This is a genomic window from Achromobacter sp. 46006, assembly GCF_059761975.1.
The window spans coordinates 194,697-208,905 of sequence record NZ_JCBANN010000002.1; the positions used below are offsets into that span (position 1 = coordinate 194,697).

12 protein-coding genes are annotated in these 14,209 nt (G+C 66.7%); 4 read left to right on the forward strand and 8 right to left on the reverse strand.

The annotated features are described in order from the left end of the window. Genes kdpB through kdpF form a run of 3 tightly spaced genes read right to left on the reverse strand, consistent with a single transcriptional unit; the run spans nucleotide 1 to nucleotide 4,068 of the window. Nucleotides 1-2,160 carry a potassium-transporting ATPase subunit KdpB gene (gene kdpB / locus AC6LKG_RS02255; RefSeq protein ID WP_498162408.1) on the reverse strand — a complete coding sequence of 720 codons (2,160 nt, stop codon included), beginning with the start codon at nucleotides 2,158-2,160 and terminating at the stop codon, nucleotides 1-3. 22 nt (nucleotides 2,161-2,182) lie between these two features. After that, the gene (gene kdpA, locus AC6LKG_RS02260) at nucleotides 2,183-3,979 is read right to left on the reverse strand and encodes a potassium-transporting ATPase subunit KdpA (protein WP_498162409.1); all 1,797 of its coding nucleotides are present in this window, start codon (nucleotides 3,977-3,979) and stop codon (nucleotides 2,183-2,185) included. Then, nucleotides 3,979-4,068 carry a K(+)-transporting ATPase subunit F gene (gene kdpF / locus AC6LKG_RS02265; protein ID WP_498162411.1) on the reverse strand — a complete coding sequence of 30 codons (90 nt, stop codon included), beginning with the start codon at nucleotides 4,066-4,068 and terminating at the stop codon, nucleotides 3,979-3,981. Before kdpF ends, kdpA begins: the two co-directional genes overlap by 1 nt. Before the next feature lie 774 nt (nucleotides 4,069-4,842). On the opposite strand from kdpF, the gene AC6LKG_RS02270 reads away from it, so the two are divergent. Beyond that, nucleotides 4,843-5,121: a DUF4212 domain-containing protein gene (locus AC6LKG_RS02270; RefSeq protein WP_498162412.1), complete on the forward strand. Its 279-nt coding sequence runs from the start codon at nucleotides 4,843-4,845 to the stop codon at nucleotides 5,119-5,121. After that, nucleotides 5,121-7,208, forward strand: coding sequence for a sodium:solute symporter family protein (locus AC6LKG_RS02275; protein WP_498162414.1), 2,088 nt, complete (start codon nucleotides 5,121-5,123; stop codon nucleotides 7,206-7,208). Before AC6LKG_RS02270 ends, AC6LKG_RS02275 begins: the two co-directional genes overlap by 1 nt. Here the strand turns inward: AC6LKG_RS02275 and AC6LKG_RS02280 are convergent. Genes AC6LKG_RS02280 through trxB form a run of 5 tightly spaced genes read right to left on the reverse strand, consistent with a single transcriptional unit; the run spans nucleotide 7,205 to nucleotide 10,927 of the window. Further along, nucleotides 7,205-8,287, reverse strand: a complete 1,083-nt coding sequence (locus tag AC6LKG_RS02280) for a hypothetical protein (protein WP_498162416.1) — start codon at nucleotides 8,285-8,287, stop codon at nucleotides 7,205-7,207. The genes AC6LKG_RS02275 and AC6LKG_RS02280 overlap by 4 nt on opposite strands. 40 nt (nucleotides 8,288-8,327) lie before the next feature. Beyond that, complete coding sequence (locus AC6LKG_RS02285; protein WP_498162418.1) at nucleotides 8,328-8,957, reverse strand: hypothetical protein; 630 nt, start codon at nucleotides 8,955-8,957, stop codon at nucleotides 8,328-8,330. 11 nt (nucleotides 8,958-8,968) lie between these two features. Beyond that, nucleotides 8,969-9,298, reverse strand: a complete 330-nt coding sequence (locus tag AC6LKG_RS02290; protein ID WP_498162420.1) for a DMT family transporter — start codon at nucleotides 9,296-9,298, stop codon at nucleotides 8,969-8,971. Beyond that, nucleotides 9,295-9,981: a Smr/MutS family protein gene (locus AC6LKG_RS02295; RefSeq protein ID WP_498162421.1), complete on the reverse strand. Its 687-nt coding sequence runs from the start codon at nucleotides 9,979-9,981 to the stop codon at nucleotides 9,295-9,297. Before AC6LKG_RS02295 ends, AC6LKG_RS02290 begins: the two co-directional genes overlap by 4 nt. Beyond that, the gene (gene trxB / locus AC6LKG_RS02300; RefSeq protein ID WP_054501713.1) at nucleotides 9,968-10,927 is read right to left on the reverse strand and encodes a thioredoxin-disulfide reductase; all 960 of its coding nucleotides are present in this window, start codon (nucleotides 10,925-10,927) and stop codon (nucleotides 9,968-9,970) included. The genes AC6LKG_RS02295 and trxB overlap by 14 nt, the downstream gene beginning before the upstream one ends. Nucleotides 10,928-10,969: 42 nt before the next feature. Here trxB and AC6LKG_RS02305 point away from each other — a divergent pair, with 42 nt between their 5' ends. Both AC6LKG_RS02305 and lolA read left to right on the forward strand, forming a co-directional pair. Further along, nucleotides 10,970-13,348, forward strand: coding sequence for a DNA translocase FtsK (locus AC6LKG_RS02305; protein WP_498162423.1), 2,379 nt, complete (start codon nucleotides 10,970-10,972; stop codon nucleotides 13,346-13,348). Further along, complete coding sequence (gene lolA / locus AC6LKG_RS02310; protein ID WP_498162432.1) at nucleotides 13,348-13,983, forward strand: outer membrane lipoprotein chaperone LolA; 636 nt, start codon at nucleotides 13,348-13,350, stop codon at nucleotides 13,981-13,983. Before AC6LKG_RS02305 ends, lolA begins: the two co-directional genes overlap by 1 nt. Nucleotides 13,984-14,209: the final 226 nt, after the last annotated feature.

Here is a 14,209-nt window from a genome sequence, read left to right on the forward strand (position 1 = left end):
TCAGACCCAGCCCAGGGCGGCCAGCACCATGTCTATCAGCTTGATGCCGGCGAACGGCACCAGCAGGCCGCCCAGACCGTAGATCAGCAGATTGCGGCGCAGCAGTACCGACGCGCCCAGCGGTCGGTAGCGCACGCCCTTGAGCGCCAGCGGGATCAGCACGATGATGATGAGCGCGTTGAAGATCACGGCCGACAGGATGGCCGAGGCCGGCGTGGCCAGGCCCATGATGTTCAGCACGTTCAACTGCGGATACACCGTGGCGAACGCCGCCGGGATGATGGCGAAGTACTTGGCCACGTCGTTGGCGATGCTGAAGGTGGTGAGCGCGCCGCGCGTCATCAGCATCTGCTTGCCGATCTCGACGATCTCGATGAGCTTGGTGGGGTTGGAGTCCAGGTCCACCATGTTGCCGGCCTCCTTGGCGGCCTGGGTGCCCGAGTTCATCGCCACCGCGACGTCGGCCTGCGCCAGCGCCGGCGCGTCGTTGGTGCCGTCGCCGGTCATCGCCACCAGGCGGCCTTCGCCCTGGTAGGCGCGGATCAGCTTGAGCTTGGCTTCCGGGGTGGCTTCGGCCAGGAAGTCGTCGACCCCGGCTTCGGCGGCGATGGAGGCGGCGGTGAGTTTGTTGTCGCCGGTGATCATCACCGTCTTGATACCCATGCGGCGCAGTTCGGCGAAACGCGACTGGATGCCGGGCTTGACGATGTCCTTGAGTTCGATCACGCCCAGGGCGCGGTTGCCGTCGCTGACCATCAGCGGCGTGCTGCCGCGGCGGGCCACGTCCTCGGCCAGGCGCAGCACCGTTTCCGGTACCGTTGCGTCCTGTCCGGCCAACCAGGTGCGCACCGCGTCGATGGCGCCTTTGCGGATGGTGCGGCCCTTGAGGTTGACGCCGCTCATGCGGGTTTGCGCGGTGAAGGGCACGTACTCCGCGTCCGCCGCATGCACCGCCGGTGCATGGATGGTCTTGTCGGCCAGCGCCACGATGCTGCGGCCCTCGGGCGTCTCGTCGGCCAGCGAGGCCAGGCGCGCGGCGTCCGCCAGTTCACTCGGCGACACGCCGGGCGCGGGCAGGAAGGCCGAGGCCTGGCGATTGCCGAAGGTGATGGTGCCCGTCTTGTCCAGCAGCAGCACGTCGACGTCGCCGGCGGCTTCGACTGCGCGGCCGGAGGTGGCGATGACGTTGGCGCCCATCATGCGGCTCATGCCCGCCACGCCGATGGCCGACAGCAGGCCGCCGATGGTGGTGGGGATCAGGCAAACCAGCAGCGCCACCAGCACGGTGATGGTGATGACGGCGCCGCCGCCGGCGGCAGTGACCGAGTAGATCGAGAACGGCATCAGGGTCGCAACCACCAGCAGGAACACCACCGTCAGGCCGACCAGCAGGATGGTCAGCGCCAGCTCGTTGGGCGTCTTCTGCCGCTTGGCGCCTTCGACCATGGCGATCATGCGGTCCAGGAAACTCTCGCCCGGGTCGGCGGCGATGCGTACGAAGATCCAGTCGGACAGCACCCGGGTGCCGCCGGTGACCGACGAGAAGTCGCCGCCGGACTCGCGGATGACCGGGGCGGATTCGCCGGTGATGGCGCTTTCGTCCACCGAGGCGACGCCCGCGATGACCTGGCCATCGCCCGGTACCGTGTCGCCGGCCTCGACCAGCACCACGTCATGGCGGCGCAGCAGGCCGGAAGGCTGGCTGACGGCCCGGCCGCGCCATTGCGCCGGTTCGGCATGGGCTGCGTCCTCGTCGCGAAAGCCCTTGAGCAGGCGGGCGTCTATGGTGGTGCGCAGGCCCCGCAGCGTTGCGGCCTGCTGCTTGCCGCGACCCTCGGCCAGCGCCTCGGCGAAATTGGCGAACAGAACGGTGAACCAGAGCCAGATCGCGATCGCGAGGGTGAAACCGGCGGGGGCCTCGGCGCGGCCACTGAGCGCCATGAGCCACAGGATCGTGGTCAGGATGCTGCCCACATAGACCACGAACATCACCGGGTTCTTGAGCTGGGCGGCGGGCGAGAGCTTGCGAAGGCTGTCCAGCAGGGCGGGACCGACCAGGGCGCCGGACCACATGCTGAATTTTCGTTCCAGCGGCGCGGCCACAGGCATGCGGGCGGCGGCGCCGCCAGCGGCTTGGGTAGGCATATCAATCTTGGCCATTTTTTTTCCTAGCCTGTTGTGTTCAGGGTTGCAGGTGTTCCGCGACCGGGCCCAGGGCCAGTGCGGGCACGTAGGTCAGGGCGCCCACCAGCAGCACCGCGCCGATCAGCAGCACTACGAAGAGAGGGCCGGTCGTCGGCATGGCGCCGGGGCCGGCGGGCAGGCGGCGCTTGGGGGCCAACGAGCCGGCCAGCGCCAGTACCGCGACGATCACGGCGAAGCGGCCGAACCACATGGCAGTGCCGAGCAGGACGTTGTAGAAGGGCGTATTGGCCGACAACCCCGCGAAAGCGCTGCCATTGTTGTTTGCCGCCGAAGACAATCCGTACAGGATCTCGGAGAAACCGTGGGCGCCGGGATTGAGCACGCCAGCCTGGCCGGCCACCGCCGACACCGCCAGCGCGGCGCCGCCCAGCACCAGCAGCGGGGTTGCCAGAATCACGATCGACACCATCTTCATGTCGTGCGCCTCGATCTTCTTGCCCAGGTACTCGGGGGTGCGTCCGACCATGAGCCCGGCGATGAACACGGCCAGGATGGCGAACGCCAGCATGCCGTACAGCCCGGAACCGACCCCGCCGTAGACCACTTCGCCCAGTTGCATCAGCAGCATCGGCGACAGGCCTCCCATCGGGTTCAATGAGTCATGCATGCCGTTGACCGCGCCGCACGAGGCCGCCGTGGTGACGGTGGCGAACAGGGAGGTGGCGGCGATACCGAAGCGGGTCTCCTTGCCTTCCATATTGCCGCCGGGCGAGAGCGCGCTGGTCGCGTTGTCGACGCCGGCTTGGACGGCCATCGGATTGGGCTGCTGCTCGAAATAGGCGGCGCTGAGAGCGAAGGCCGCGAACAGCAGCGTCATGGCGGCGAGGATGGCGATGCCCTGACGCCGGTTGCCCACCATTTCGCCGAAAGCGAAGCAGAGCGAAGCGGGGATCACGAGGATCGCCAGCATTTCCAGGAAGTTCGACAGGGCAGTCGGGTTTTCGAACGGGTGGGCCGAGTTGGCGTTGAAGAAGCCGCCGCCGTTGGTGCCCAGCATCTTGATGGCTTCCTGCGAGGCCACGGGTCCCATCGCCAGCGTCTGCGTCCGGGTCGTGGCCGGGTCGGCGGCGGCCAGCCCTTTGGCGTCCAGTACCGGCAGCCCCTGCGCGTCGGTGCGCGGCTGGTCGTAGTGCAGGGCTTCGACGGTCTGTACTTCCTGATAGGGGGAGAAGTTCTGGATCACGCCCTGGCTGACCAGCGCCAGTGCCAATACCAGCGACAGCGGCAGCAGCAGGTACAGCGTGCAGCGCACCAGGTCGGCCCAGAAATTGCCCAGCGTGGCCGAGCAGTGGCGTGCCAGCCCGCGGATCAGCGCGAACAGGACCGAAATGCCGGTGGCGGCCGAGACGAAGTTCTGCACCGTCATGGCCAGCATCTGCGTCAGGTAGCTCATGGTCGATTCGCCGCCGTAGCCTTGCCAATTGGTATTGGTGACGAAGCTGATGGCGGTGTTGAGCGAGGAGTCCGGCGAAACCGCGCCCAGGCCCGCCGGGTTCAGCGGTAGCAGGCCCTGCAGGCGTTGCAGGGCGTAGACCGCGGCCACGCCCAGGACACTCACGGCCAGCACGGCCAGCGCGTAGCGCTTCCAGCCCATTTCGGCCCGGGGGTCGATGCCCGCCAACCGGTAGATGCCGCGTTCGAGCGGGCGGCCCCAGGCGGTCAGCCGGGATTGCCCGTTTTCCATGACGATGCGGATGTAGCGCCCGAGAATAGGCGCGATCGCGAGCAGGACCGCCAGATACACGGCCAGCAGTCCGATGAATTCGGCGGTCATCAGAACTTCTCCGGTTTGAACAGGGCGACCAGCAGATACACGAACAGCAGCGCGGCCGTGACGCCGCTAAGCCAATAGAGCGCGCTCATGATTGCGCTCCCGCAGACAAGGCTTCGCAGAACCTGACCAGGGCGCAGGTCAGCCCGGCCATGGCGGCGAATATTGCGATATAGATGACATCCACGTTTTTCCTCCCGGGAGCCAGGCTCCCTGCGAACGATGGGCCGGCGCGGCAAAAGCGGATGCGGACCGCGCGGGCGTAGTGACCAATAAGGACACCGGCAGGTTACGGAGCGGGGGGTAAAAACGGGGTATAGCTTTGGCTTGGCGATGTAAACGGAACGTAAAGACGCGCCGCTATCATCGCGGGCAACCGCTACGCCGCCATGGCGCGGCCTGGCTGCCCGGAAAGCGGGCGCCGCGCATGCCCGGAAGCGGGCGGGGCGGCGGCCGGTTTTTGAGGCGGGCTCAAAATCGGGCGCGCGGTCAGGCGCCCAGGGCGGCTGGAATGCGCGGTTTGATGGGGTAAATCCCAATATTTAGAATGGAAACACAAAAATGCACTGATGTGGTGCATGCAATAAGTAAATGAATGCGCCGAATTAGGGCATTCCCCTAGTGTGGCATTCCCGCATCTGGTGCAGAATCTCTTCCCATGCAGGTGAGGAGACAAAGCCCTGCATGGGCAATTACCGGCGGCACCGGTACATAAAAAAAGTAGCAGTACTCAAGAAAAGCAAAACGCACAACGGCTGGCACCAGGCAGTGCCAGCCGTTGTCGCATAAAAAGCCCGAATTTCATTGCGCCAGGCTTTTCAAGCGCCGCGTTTCGCGATATTCCCCAGGTTTCGCTCACGCCAGCTATGCCGGAATCCCGCGTTTCCTCCGAGTCGTCCCCCCCGTCCCGCTATTGGCGCCGCAATATGCGGCTGATCGCCGTGCTGGTGGTCGTGTGGGCGGCGCTGACATTCATTCCATCCTATTTCGCTCGCGACCTGTCGTTCGACTTCATCGGCTGGCCGTTCTCGTTCTGGATGGCGGCCTACGGCGCGCCGCTGGCCTATCTGATCATCATCTGCATCTACGCCCGGGTCATGAACCGCGCCGACCGGCGCGCCGAAGAGACCAAGGGGAATCGCTGATGCCTTTCGGCGGAGATACCCCGCAGGAATTCCGCATCCGGCTGCGTCGAATCTACGTTCTGTATACGGCCGGTTTCGCGTTGATGATCCTGCTGATGGCGCTGGCCGAGATCCTGGGCCTGCCGCGCAACTGGATCGGCTATGTGTTCCTGCTGGTGACGGTCAGCCTGTATGCGGGGATCGGCATTGTCTGCCGCACGTCGGATCAGGTCGAGTACTACGTCGCCGGCCGGCGCGTGCCGGCCATCTACAACGGCATGGCGACCGCCGCCGACTGGATGTCGGTGGCGTCCTTCATCGGGGTTGCCGGCACGCTCTACCTGACGGGTTACGGTGGGCTGGCATACATCATGGGCTGGACCGGCGGTTATGTGCTGGTATCGATGCTGCTGGCGCCGTACCTGCGCCGTTTCGGCCAGTACACCATTCCCGATTTCATGGGCGCGCGCTATGGCGGCAACCTGCCGCGGCTGGCGGGTGTGGCCTGCGCCATCCTCTGCTCGTTCACCTACCTGGTCGCGCAGATCTACGGCGTGGGCATCATCACCACGCGCATGACCGGCATTTCATTCGAACTGGGCATCTTCGTGGCCCTGGGCGGCATGCTGGTCTGTTCGTTCCTGGGCGGCATGCGCGCCGTTACCTGGACCCAGGTGGGGCAGTACATCATCCTGGTCATTGCCTATCTGGTGCCGGTGGTGTGGTTGTCGATCAAGCATACCGACATGCCGGTGCCGCAACTGTCGGCCGGGGCCGTGCTGCAACAGGTGACGGAAAAAGAGGTCTACCTGCGGAACGATCCGGCCGAGATCGAGGTGCGCCGGTTATGGCAGGAGCGCGCCGACGAGATGGCGCAGCGGGTGCGCGACCTGCCGGAATCCTGGGCGCTGGAAAAGGACAAGCTGCGCAGCCGACTTGCCCAGCTCAATGCCAGCGACGCGCCGATGGTCGAGATCCGTTCGGTCGAGCGCGAGCTGGCGGCGTTCCCGCCGACGGTGGAGGATGCCCGCATCGCCTGGTCGCAGGCCAAGGCCACCTTCGAGGCGCGCGCGGCGCCGCTGACGCCGCATGCGGAACCCTTTCCGTCGGGCGACGCCGAGGAACGGCGCAACATGCGCATCAACTTCCTGGCGCTGGTGCTGTGCCTGATGCTGGGCACTGCGGGCATGCCGCACATCCTGATGCGTTCATACACAACTTCGTCGGTGGTCGAGGCGCGCCGGTCGGTGTGCTGGTCGTTGCTGTTCATACTGCTGCTGTACTTCATGGCGCCGGCGCTGGCGCTGCTGGTGAAGTACGAGGTCTATACCCAGGTGGTGGGGTCGAATTTCCTCAGCCTGCCTAATTGGATACATGCCTGGAGCGCGGTCGACAGCAACCTGCTGGACGTGACCGACATCAACCGCGATGGCGTGGTGCAGCTCAGCGAGATCAGCATCGGCGCCGATGTGGTGGTGCTGGCCATGCCCGAGATCGGCGGCCTGCCCTACGTGATTTCCGGCCTGGTGGCGGCCGGCGGCCTGGCGGCGGCGCTGTCGACCGCAGATGGCCTGTTGCTGACATTGTCCAACTCGCTGTCGCACGACATGTGGTATCGGATGGTGTCTCCACGCATGTCGGCGGCGCGGCGCGTGATGGTGTCCAAGATCCTGCTGCTGGTGGTGGCTTTTGGCGCGGCCTGGGTGGCTGCGCGCAAGCCGGCCGACATTCTGTTCATGGTGTCGGCGGCGTTCTCGTTCGCGGCGTCGTCGTTCTTCCCTGCGCTGGTGATGGGCGTGTTCTGGCGCCGGGCCAACAAATGGGGGGCCACGCTCGGCATGGCGGCGGGGCTGCTGGCGACGTTTGCATACATGACGCATACGCATCCCTGGCTGCGAGAATGGGTGCTGGGGATTTCGCGGACCCAGCCGGTGGACCTGTGGTGGGGCATACAGCCGATCGCCGCCGGTGTGTTCGGCGCGCCGGTGGCGTTCCTGACCATCATCGTGGTGTCGCTGCTGACACCGCGGCCGGACCGGGCCACACTGGCGCTGGTGGACTACCTGCGCCAACCGGGGACGTCGAAGCCGCCGGCGGAGAACGCCTAGCGCGCCTCGCAGGCATCGGGTTGCCGGTTGCGTGGATCGATGCAGGCGCTCCAGGTTTTCGCAGACATGGCCGGCAGCAAAGTATGGATCTGGCCGGGGGCCCACAGCCATTGCACCCCGCCGGGCGTTTTGCCGGCGGCGTCCCAGACGCGCTTGCGTTGCGCGGTCGTGAGGGTGAAACGGGCGTTGCTTCCGCTGTTGCCTTGGGCGAGCACCCGGGCCGGGTCGCGCCTTGCCGCATAGACATCCCGCACGCCATCGGCCAGGGGCGTCTGCACGATGGCCCAGTCATAGTGATACGACTCCAGCGCGGGGGGACGCCACGCGGGCCCGGGCAGCACCATGATGGCGTGCTCGCCGGGGCGGTCCCGATAAGGCGGGCCCAGCACGGGAACGCTGTCCGCCTGTACCGAGACTTCCCGCCGATAGCGGACTGCCACGCGGCCGTACGGATCGAACGAGGTCACTTCGATGGCGTCGCCGGATCGGGGCTGGTAGGAGATGACGCGCAGCAGCCGGCCACCGGCGGCGTGGACGTAACGCTGCATCGGGCGGGCGGCTGCGCAGCCGTTGGCGCTCAGTTCCGCCAATTCGCCCTGTTCGTCGTAGCGCAGGCAGTAGCGCGCGCCTCGGCCCGCGCCGCCGTCCCGCCGGCGCACCTGTTCCTGGTAGCCTGCCAGGCGGCCGTGATGGTCGTAGTAGAAGCGCGTTTCCGCCTCGGGGCGAGGCAGGCTGGCGCGGTCCGACGACCGCACCCGGCTTACCGTGTCGGCGCCGTAGCGGGCGATGCCGCACAGGCGCGGGCGGCCATCGGCGCGGGTCTCCCAGCGCAGCATGGTCACGGCGATGCGCGCGTCGGGGGCGGCCGCATATACCGACCAGTCCACCCGCTCGGCCCAGATGACGGGCCGGGCGCGCGTACCGGTTTCGACCGTCACGCTGGGCAGCCATGAGCGGATGCGCGAGCCGTCCAGCGCCAGCAGGGTGTTCTGTTCATCCAGGGCGATATCGATGGCCTGGGTGTGGCGCTGGGCGGACGCGGCCAGCGGCTCGCAGGCTGCGCCGGCGAGTCCGGGCATGAGGATGAGCAACGCCGGTGCCAGGCGCCGCGGGAAGGGATCAATGCGCGGCATTGTGCAGGTAGGTGATCAGGCCCCAGAGTTCGGCGCTGATACCGCCCAGGCGCGGGGTGGCGCCCTGCAGATCCATCAGCACGAACGGGTAGGCGTTGCGCGCCAGCGTACCGGGGGCTGGCAGCCGGTAAGGCGTGAAGTGCTTTTCCGACAGCAGGTAGGTGTTGGTCATGTCGCCGACGTCCACATGCAGGTACCAGACCGTCAGCGGGGTGGCATCCAGGGCAGGGTCGTCTTCCGGGTAGCGACCGCCTTGCCCGGCAGGGATGGCGCTGTCCAGCACGGCCATGAAGACCGGGCGCGGCCCGGGGCGCGGAACATACGCGGCGCCGTTGGCGCGTTGCGTGAATGTCTGGCGGATGAATGCGGCGCCGCGCGACCCCGGCACCACCGAACCGGCGAACATGGCGTCCAGTTCGTCTTCCGACAAGGGGCGGCGGGTGCTCGCCAGCCGGCCCATGTCCTGCTTGAACACCGCCAGCCAGGCCCGATAGCGCTGCTGCTGCGCGGCCCGGTCGAAATCCTGCGTCCAGGCGTTGCCAGCCAGCAGCAAATTCAGCAAACCCAGGCACAGCCAGGCGGTCAGTCGGCGGCGCCAGGTCGCTGTCGAGGGCACGGCCAGCCGGATCAATGCGAGACGGACTTCGAGAAGACGTTCATGACCACCACGCCGGCGATGATCAGGCCGATGCCGATCAGCGCCGGGGTGTCCAGGTGCTGCTTGAAGAACAGCGCGCCGACCAGCGAGATCAACACGATGCCCACGCCCGACCAGATGGCGTAGGCGATGCCGACCGGCACCTCGCGCAGCGTGAGCGACAGGAAATAGAACGAAATCATGTAGCCGAATACCGTCACGATGGACGGCGCCAGCCGCGAAAAGCCGTCGGAGCCTTTCAGCGCGCTGGTGGCGAAGATCTCGGCGATGATGGCGATGCTCAGGTAGAGCCACTTCATTTGCGCGGCCCTTCCGATTGGCGCAGCAGCACCAGCAGGGCGCCGGCGCCGCCTTCGCGCTCAGGCGCCTCGGAGAATGCCAGCACCTCATTTTTTTGCACCAGCCAGGTGCGGGCCTTGTCCTTGAGCACCGGCTCCAGTCCCTGCGAACCGTAACCCTTGCCATGCACGATGCGCACGCAGCGGATGCCGTGTTCCTGGCATTCGTCCAGGAAGGACAGCAGGGCGTGGCGCGCCTGTTCCACGCGCAGTCCGTGCAGATCGAGTTCGGCGCCGGCGCGCCATTGGCCACGGCGCAGGTTGCGGGCGGTGTCCGGCGCGGCGTCGCTGCGCACGAAGGCGGTGCCGCCCTCGGACAGCAGGTGGGTGATTTCGCCGCCGTCGGAGACGCCTGTGTCGGCGCGCGTGGCGGTCTCGCCCAGCGCATTGGCGCGGCGCAGGGCCGGCGCGGGCTGGGGCGCCGGCTTGTGCTCGACGCGCGCGACGTGGCGGATCGGCGTGACCGATTGCATGGAGCGCCGGAACGCGGCCATGTCGTCGGCCGGGTCCGTTTGCGCCGCGGCCGACGGCGCGGCTTGCCTGAACGCCGCCACCCGCCGGGCCAGGGCGGCGCGCTCCTGCTCGGCCTGCAGGTCTTTCTTGAGGCGTTTCAGGTCGGCCGCGCCGACCTTACTGCCCCGCATTCTCCAACCACCGTTGTGCGTCCAGGGCGGCCATGCAGCCCGTGCCGGCACTGGTGATGGCCTGGCGGTAGACGTGGTCCTGCACGTCGCCGGCGGCGAACACGCCCGGTACCGAGGTCATGGTGGCCATGCCGGACAGGCCGCTCTTGGTGACGATGTAGCCGTCCTTCATTTCGAGCTGGCCCTGGAAGATCTCGGTGTTGGGCTGGTGGCCGATGGCGATGAAGGCGCCGGTGGCCTTCAGGTCTTCGGTGGCGCCGGTGTCGACGTGGCGCACGCGCACGCCGGTGACGCCGCTGTCGTCGCCCAGCACTTCTTCCAGCGTGTGGAACAGCTTCAGTTCCATGTTGCCGTTTTCGACCTTGCTCATCAGCTTGTCGACCAGGATCGGCTCGGCGCGGAACTTGTCGCGGCGGTGGATCAGGGTGACCTTGCGGCAGATGTTGGACAGGTACAGGGCTTCCTCGACGGCGGTGTTGCCGCCGCCGACCACGACCACGTCCTGGTTGCGGTAGAAGAAGCCGTCGCAGGTGGCGCAGCCGGACACGCCGCGGCCCATGAAGGCCTCTTCGGACGGCAGGCCCAGGTACTTGGCGGAGGCGCCGGTGGCGATGATCAGGGCGTCGCAGGTGTAGACCTTGCCGGTGTCGCCGGTCAGGGTGAACGGCCGCTTGGACAGGTCGACCTTGGCGATGTGGTCGAACAGCATTTCGGTGTTGAAGCGCTCGGCATGCTTCTGGAAGCGCTGCATCAGGTCCGGGCCCTGCACACCGTCGGCGTCGGCCGGCCAGTTGTCGACGTCCGTGGTGGTCATCAGCTGGCCGCCTTGGGCCAGACCTGTAACAAGGACGGGGCTCAGATTGGCGCGTGCCGCATAGACGGCCGCCGTGTAACCGGCAGGGCCGGATCCGAGTATCAAAACTTTAGCGTGCGTAGGCGTGGACATGGGCGGGTATCTTTAGGTTAACGCCCAATTATAATGAGCCGCATGCCGCGTATCTCGACTGCTTCTCCGCGCGCCTCGCGCAATACCCGCAACGGGCCCTCGCCGCTGCAGACGCGTATTTCCGCGTTGCTGCGCGAGGCCCGCTGGATCCTCTTCGCCGCCCTGGCGGCCTGGCTCACCCTGGTGCTGGCCACCTGGAGCGCGGCCGACCCGGGCTGGTCGCATTCCGTCCCCGCCGGCGTCATCCACAACAAGGGCGGGACCCTCGGCGCCTACCTGGCGGACATCCTGCTGTACCTGTTCGGTTTTTCCGCCTGGTGGTGGGTGGTCCTGCTGCTGCACCGGGTGCGCGCGGGTTATCGCCGCCTCGCCAGCCATCTTCGCGTTACAAATGGTAAGCAACCGGAAGTGCTGCCGCGTGTCCATTGGGAAGAGGGCATCGGGTTCCTGCTGTTGCTGGTCGGCTCGCTGGGCATGGAAGCCCTGCGCCTGGCCAGCCGAGGCACCCATCTGCCGGGCGCCTCGGAAAGCGCCAGCGGCGCGGGGGGCGTCATTGGCCACACCCTGGCCGACCTGATGAGCCGCAGCATCGGTTTCACCGGCAGCACACTGGCCTTCCTGGTGATGCTGGCGATCGGCCTGAGCCTGTTCTTCTCGTTCTCGTGGCTGACCGTGTCCGAGCGGGTCGGCGCCTGGCTCGAGGGGCTGGTGCGCCGCATGCGCAATTCCTATGCCGCGCGCGAAGACCGCAAGGTCGGCGAGGTGGCCAAGGCCGTGCGCACCGAGCAGGTGGTGGCCAAGCAGGAAAAACTGGTGCACGAGCAGCCGGTGCGCATCGAGCCGGCGATCACCGTTGTGCCCAAGTCCGAGCGCGTCGAGAAGGAAAAGCAGCAATCGCTGTTCTTCGCGCCGCCGCCGGGCGGCGAGGGCGATCTGCCGGCGATCAGCCTGCTCGATCCCCCCCTGGCCAACCAGGAAACCGTGTCGGCCGAGACCATCGAATTCACTTCGCGCCTGATCGAAAAGAAGCTGGCCGATTTCGGCGTGTCCGTCACCGTGGTGGCGGCGCAGGCCGGCCCGGTCATCACGCGTTATGAAATCGAGCCGGCCACCGGCGTCAAGGGCAGCCAGATCGTCAACCTGGCCAAGGATCTGGCGCGCGCGCTCAGCCTGGTCAGCATCCGGGTGGTGGAGACCATTCCCGGCAAGAACCTGATGGGCCTGGAACTGCCCAACCCGCGCCGCCAGATGGTGAAGCTGTCCGAGATCCTGGGCTCGCAGACCTATCACGCCAGCCATTCGGTCGTGACCATGGCGCTGGGCAAGGACATCGCCGGCAACCCGGTGGTGGCCGACCTGGCCAAGATGCCGCACCTGCTGGTGGCGGGCACCACCGGGTCGGGCAAGTCGGTCGGGATCAACGCCATGATCCTGTCGCTGCTGTACAAGGCCGACGCTTCGCATACGCGCCTGATCCTGATCGATCCGAAGATGCTCGAAATGAGCGTCTACGAAGGCATTCCGCACTTGCTGGCGCCGGTGGTAACGGATATGCGCCAGGCCGCCAACGCGCTTAACTGGTGCGTGGGCGAAATGGAAAAGCGCTACCGCCTGATGAGCAAGATGGGGGTGCGCAACCTGGCCGGCTACAACACCAAGATCCGCGATGCCATCAAGCGCGAGGAGCCGATCCCGAACCCGTTTTCGCTGACGCCCGACCAGCCCGAGCCGCTGGCGCCGTTGCCCACCATCGTGGTGGTGATCGACGAACTGGCCGACCTGATGATGGTGGTTGGCAAGAAGATCGAAGAACTGATCGCCCGCCTGGCGCAGAAGGCGCGCGCCGCCGGTATCCACCTGATCCTGGCGACGCAGCGCCCCAGCGTCGACGTCATCACAGGCCTGATCAAGGCCAACATCCCGACCCGCATTGCGTTCCAGGTGTCGTCCAAGATCGACTCGCGCACCATTCTCGACCAGATGGGCGCGGAGACGCTGCTGGGCCAGGGCGACATGCTGTACATGCCGCCGGGCACCGGCCTGCCGGTGCGCGTGCACGGCGCTTTCGTCGGCGACGATGAGGTGCATCGGGTGGTTGAAAGCCTGAAGGCCCAGGGCGAGCCGAACTATGTCGAGGGCCTGCTGGAAGGCGGGCTGGACGGCGATGGCGGCGAAGGCGCCAGCAGCGTCACCGGCATCGGCGGCGATGCCGAGTCGGATCCGATGTACGACCAGGCCTGCGAGGTGGTGCTCAAGCATCGCCGCGCCTCGATCTCGCTGGTGCAGCGGCATCTGCGCATTGGTTACAACCGTGCGGCACGGTTACTGGAGCAGATGGAGCAATCGGGTATCGTGTCGGCGATGCAGTCCAATGGCAACCGGGAGATCCTGGTGCCCGCCGCCGCTCGAGAGGAAGCATGATGAAGACGTTTCGTGGCCTGGCCGCCGGCCTGGCCCTGTGCATGGCCCCGGTGTTGGTGCCGACCGCGGCCGTGGCCGCCACGGCGCAGGAACAGTTGCGCGCGTTCGTGAGCACGGTGACGGCGGCGACTGGTTCTTTTTCGCAGTACACCGTCAGCACACAGGGGCGCACGCAGCCTGCGCAGACGGGCGTGTTCTCGTTCCAGCGGCCGGGCAAGTTCAAGTGGGCGGTGCAGAAGCCCTACGAGCAGTTGGTGATCTCGGACGGCAAGCAGGTGTTCCAGTTCGATCCGGACCTGGCGCAGGTGACCGAGCGCAAGGTGGATGCCGCCATCGGGACGTCGCCGGCGGCGATCCTGTTCGGGTCGGGGTCGCTGGAGCAATCGTTCGATGTGTCGGCGTTGCCGTCCAAGGATGGCATCGATTGGCTGCGGGCGAAGCCGCGCACGGCGGATGCGGGGTTCTCCCGGGTGGATATCGGCATGAAGGACAATCTGCCGGTGCGGGTGGAGCTGCTGGATTCGTTCGGGCAGACGACGCGGGTGGATCTTTCCGGGATCGTTCCCAATCCCAAGCTTGGCGACGGGGAGTTTCGGTTTGTGGCGCCTAAGGGTGTGGATGTCGTCAAGATGTAGGGAGTCCAGCGGCGTCTGTGCTGACTTGCCTTTGAGTTCTTGAGTATTTCTTTCTTGGTTGGTGCAGTGGTTGCTTCGTAGGCCGCCCGTCACGGGGTGCGCAGGCGGTGAGCGCGCCAACGATTGCGGTCCGGAGCGTTCGCTCCGGACTTGCCTAGGCGGCCCCCCCCTTCCTCATCTCGGTCCCGTCCTTTGGTCGTCCCCGTGCTCTTTCACACATCTGCCG

What these genes read in the sequence shown, in the direction of transcription:
- AC6LKG_RS02280 (WP_498162416.1), bottom strand. Translation starts at nt 8,287, where the DNA reads ATGCCCGGACTCGCCGGCGCAGCCTGCGAGCCGCTGGCCGCGTCCGCC.
- kdpF (WP_498162411.1), bottom strand. Translation starts at nt 4,068, where the DNA reads ATGAGCGCGCTCTATTGGCTTAGCGGCGTCACGGCCGCGCTGCTGTTC.
- AC6LKG_RS02275 (WP_498162414.1), top strand. Translation starts at nt 5,121, where the DNA reads ATGCCTTTCGGCGGAGATACCCCGCAGGAATTCCGCATCCGGCTGCGT.
- trxB (WP_054501713.1), bottom strand. Translation starts at nt 10,927, where the DNA reads ATGTCCACGCCTACGCACGCTAAAGTTTTGATACTCGGATCCGGCCCT.
- AC6LKG_RS02295 (WP_498162421.1), bottom strand. Translation starts at nt 9,981, where the DNA reads ATGCGGGGCAGTAAGGTCGGCGCGGCCGACCTGAAACGCCTCAAGAAA.
- kdpA (WP_498162409.1), bottom strand. Translation starts at nt 3,979, where the DNA reads ATGACCGCCGAATTCATCGGACTGCTGGCCGTGTATCTGGCGGTCCTG.
- AC6LKG_RS02305 (WP_498162423.1), top strand. Translation starts at nt 10,970, where the DNA reads ATGCCGCGTATCTCGACTGCTTCTCCGCGCGCCTCGCGCAATACCCGC.
- lolA (WP_498162432.1), top strand. Translation starts at nt 13,348, where the DNA reads ATGAAGACGTTTCGTGGCCTGGCCGCCGGCCTGGCCCTGTGCATGGCC.
- kdpB (WP_498162408.1), bottom strand. Translation starts at nt 2,160, where the DNA reads ATGGCCAAGATTGATATGCCTACCCAAGCCGCTGGCGGCGCCGCCGCC.
- AC6LKG_RS02290 (WP_498162420.1), bottom strand. Translation starts at nt 9,298, where the DNA reads ATGAAGTGGCTCTACCTGAGCATCGCCATCATCGCCGAGATCTTCGCC.
- AC6LKG_RS02270 (WP_498162412.1), top strand. Translation starts at nt 4,843, where the DNA reads ATGCCGGAATCCCGCGTTTCCTCCGAGTCGTCCCCCCCGTCCCGCTAT.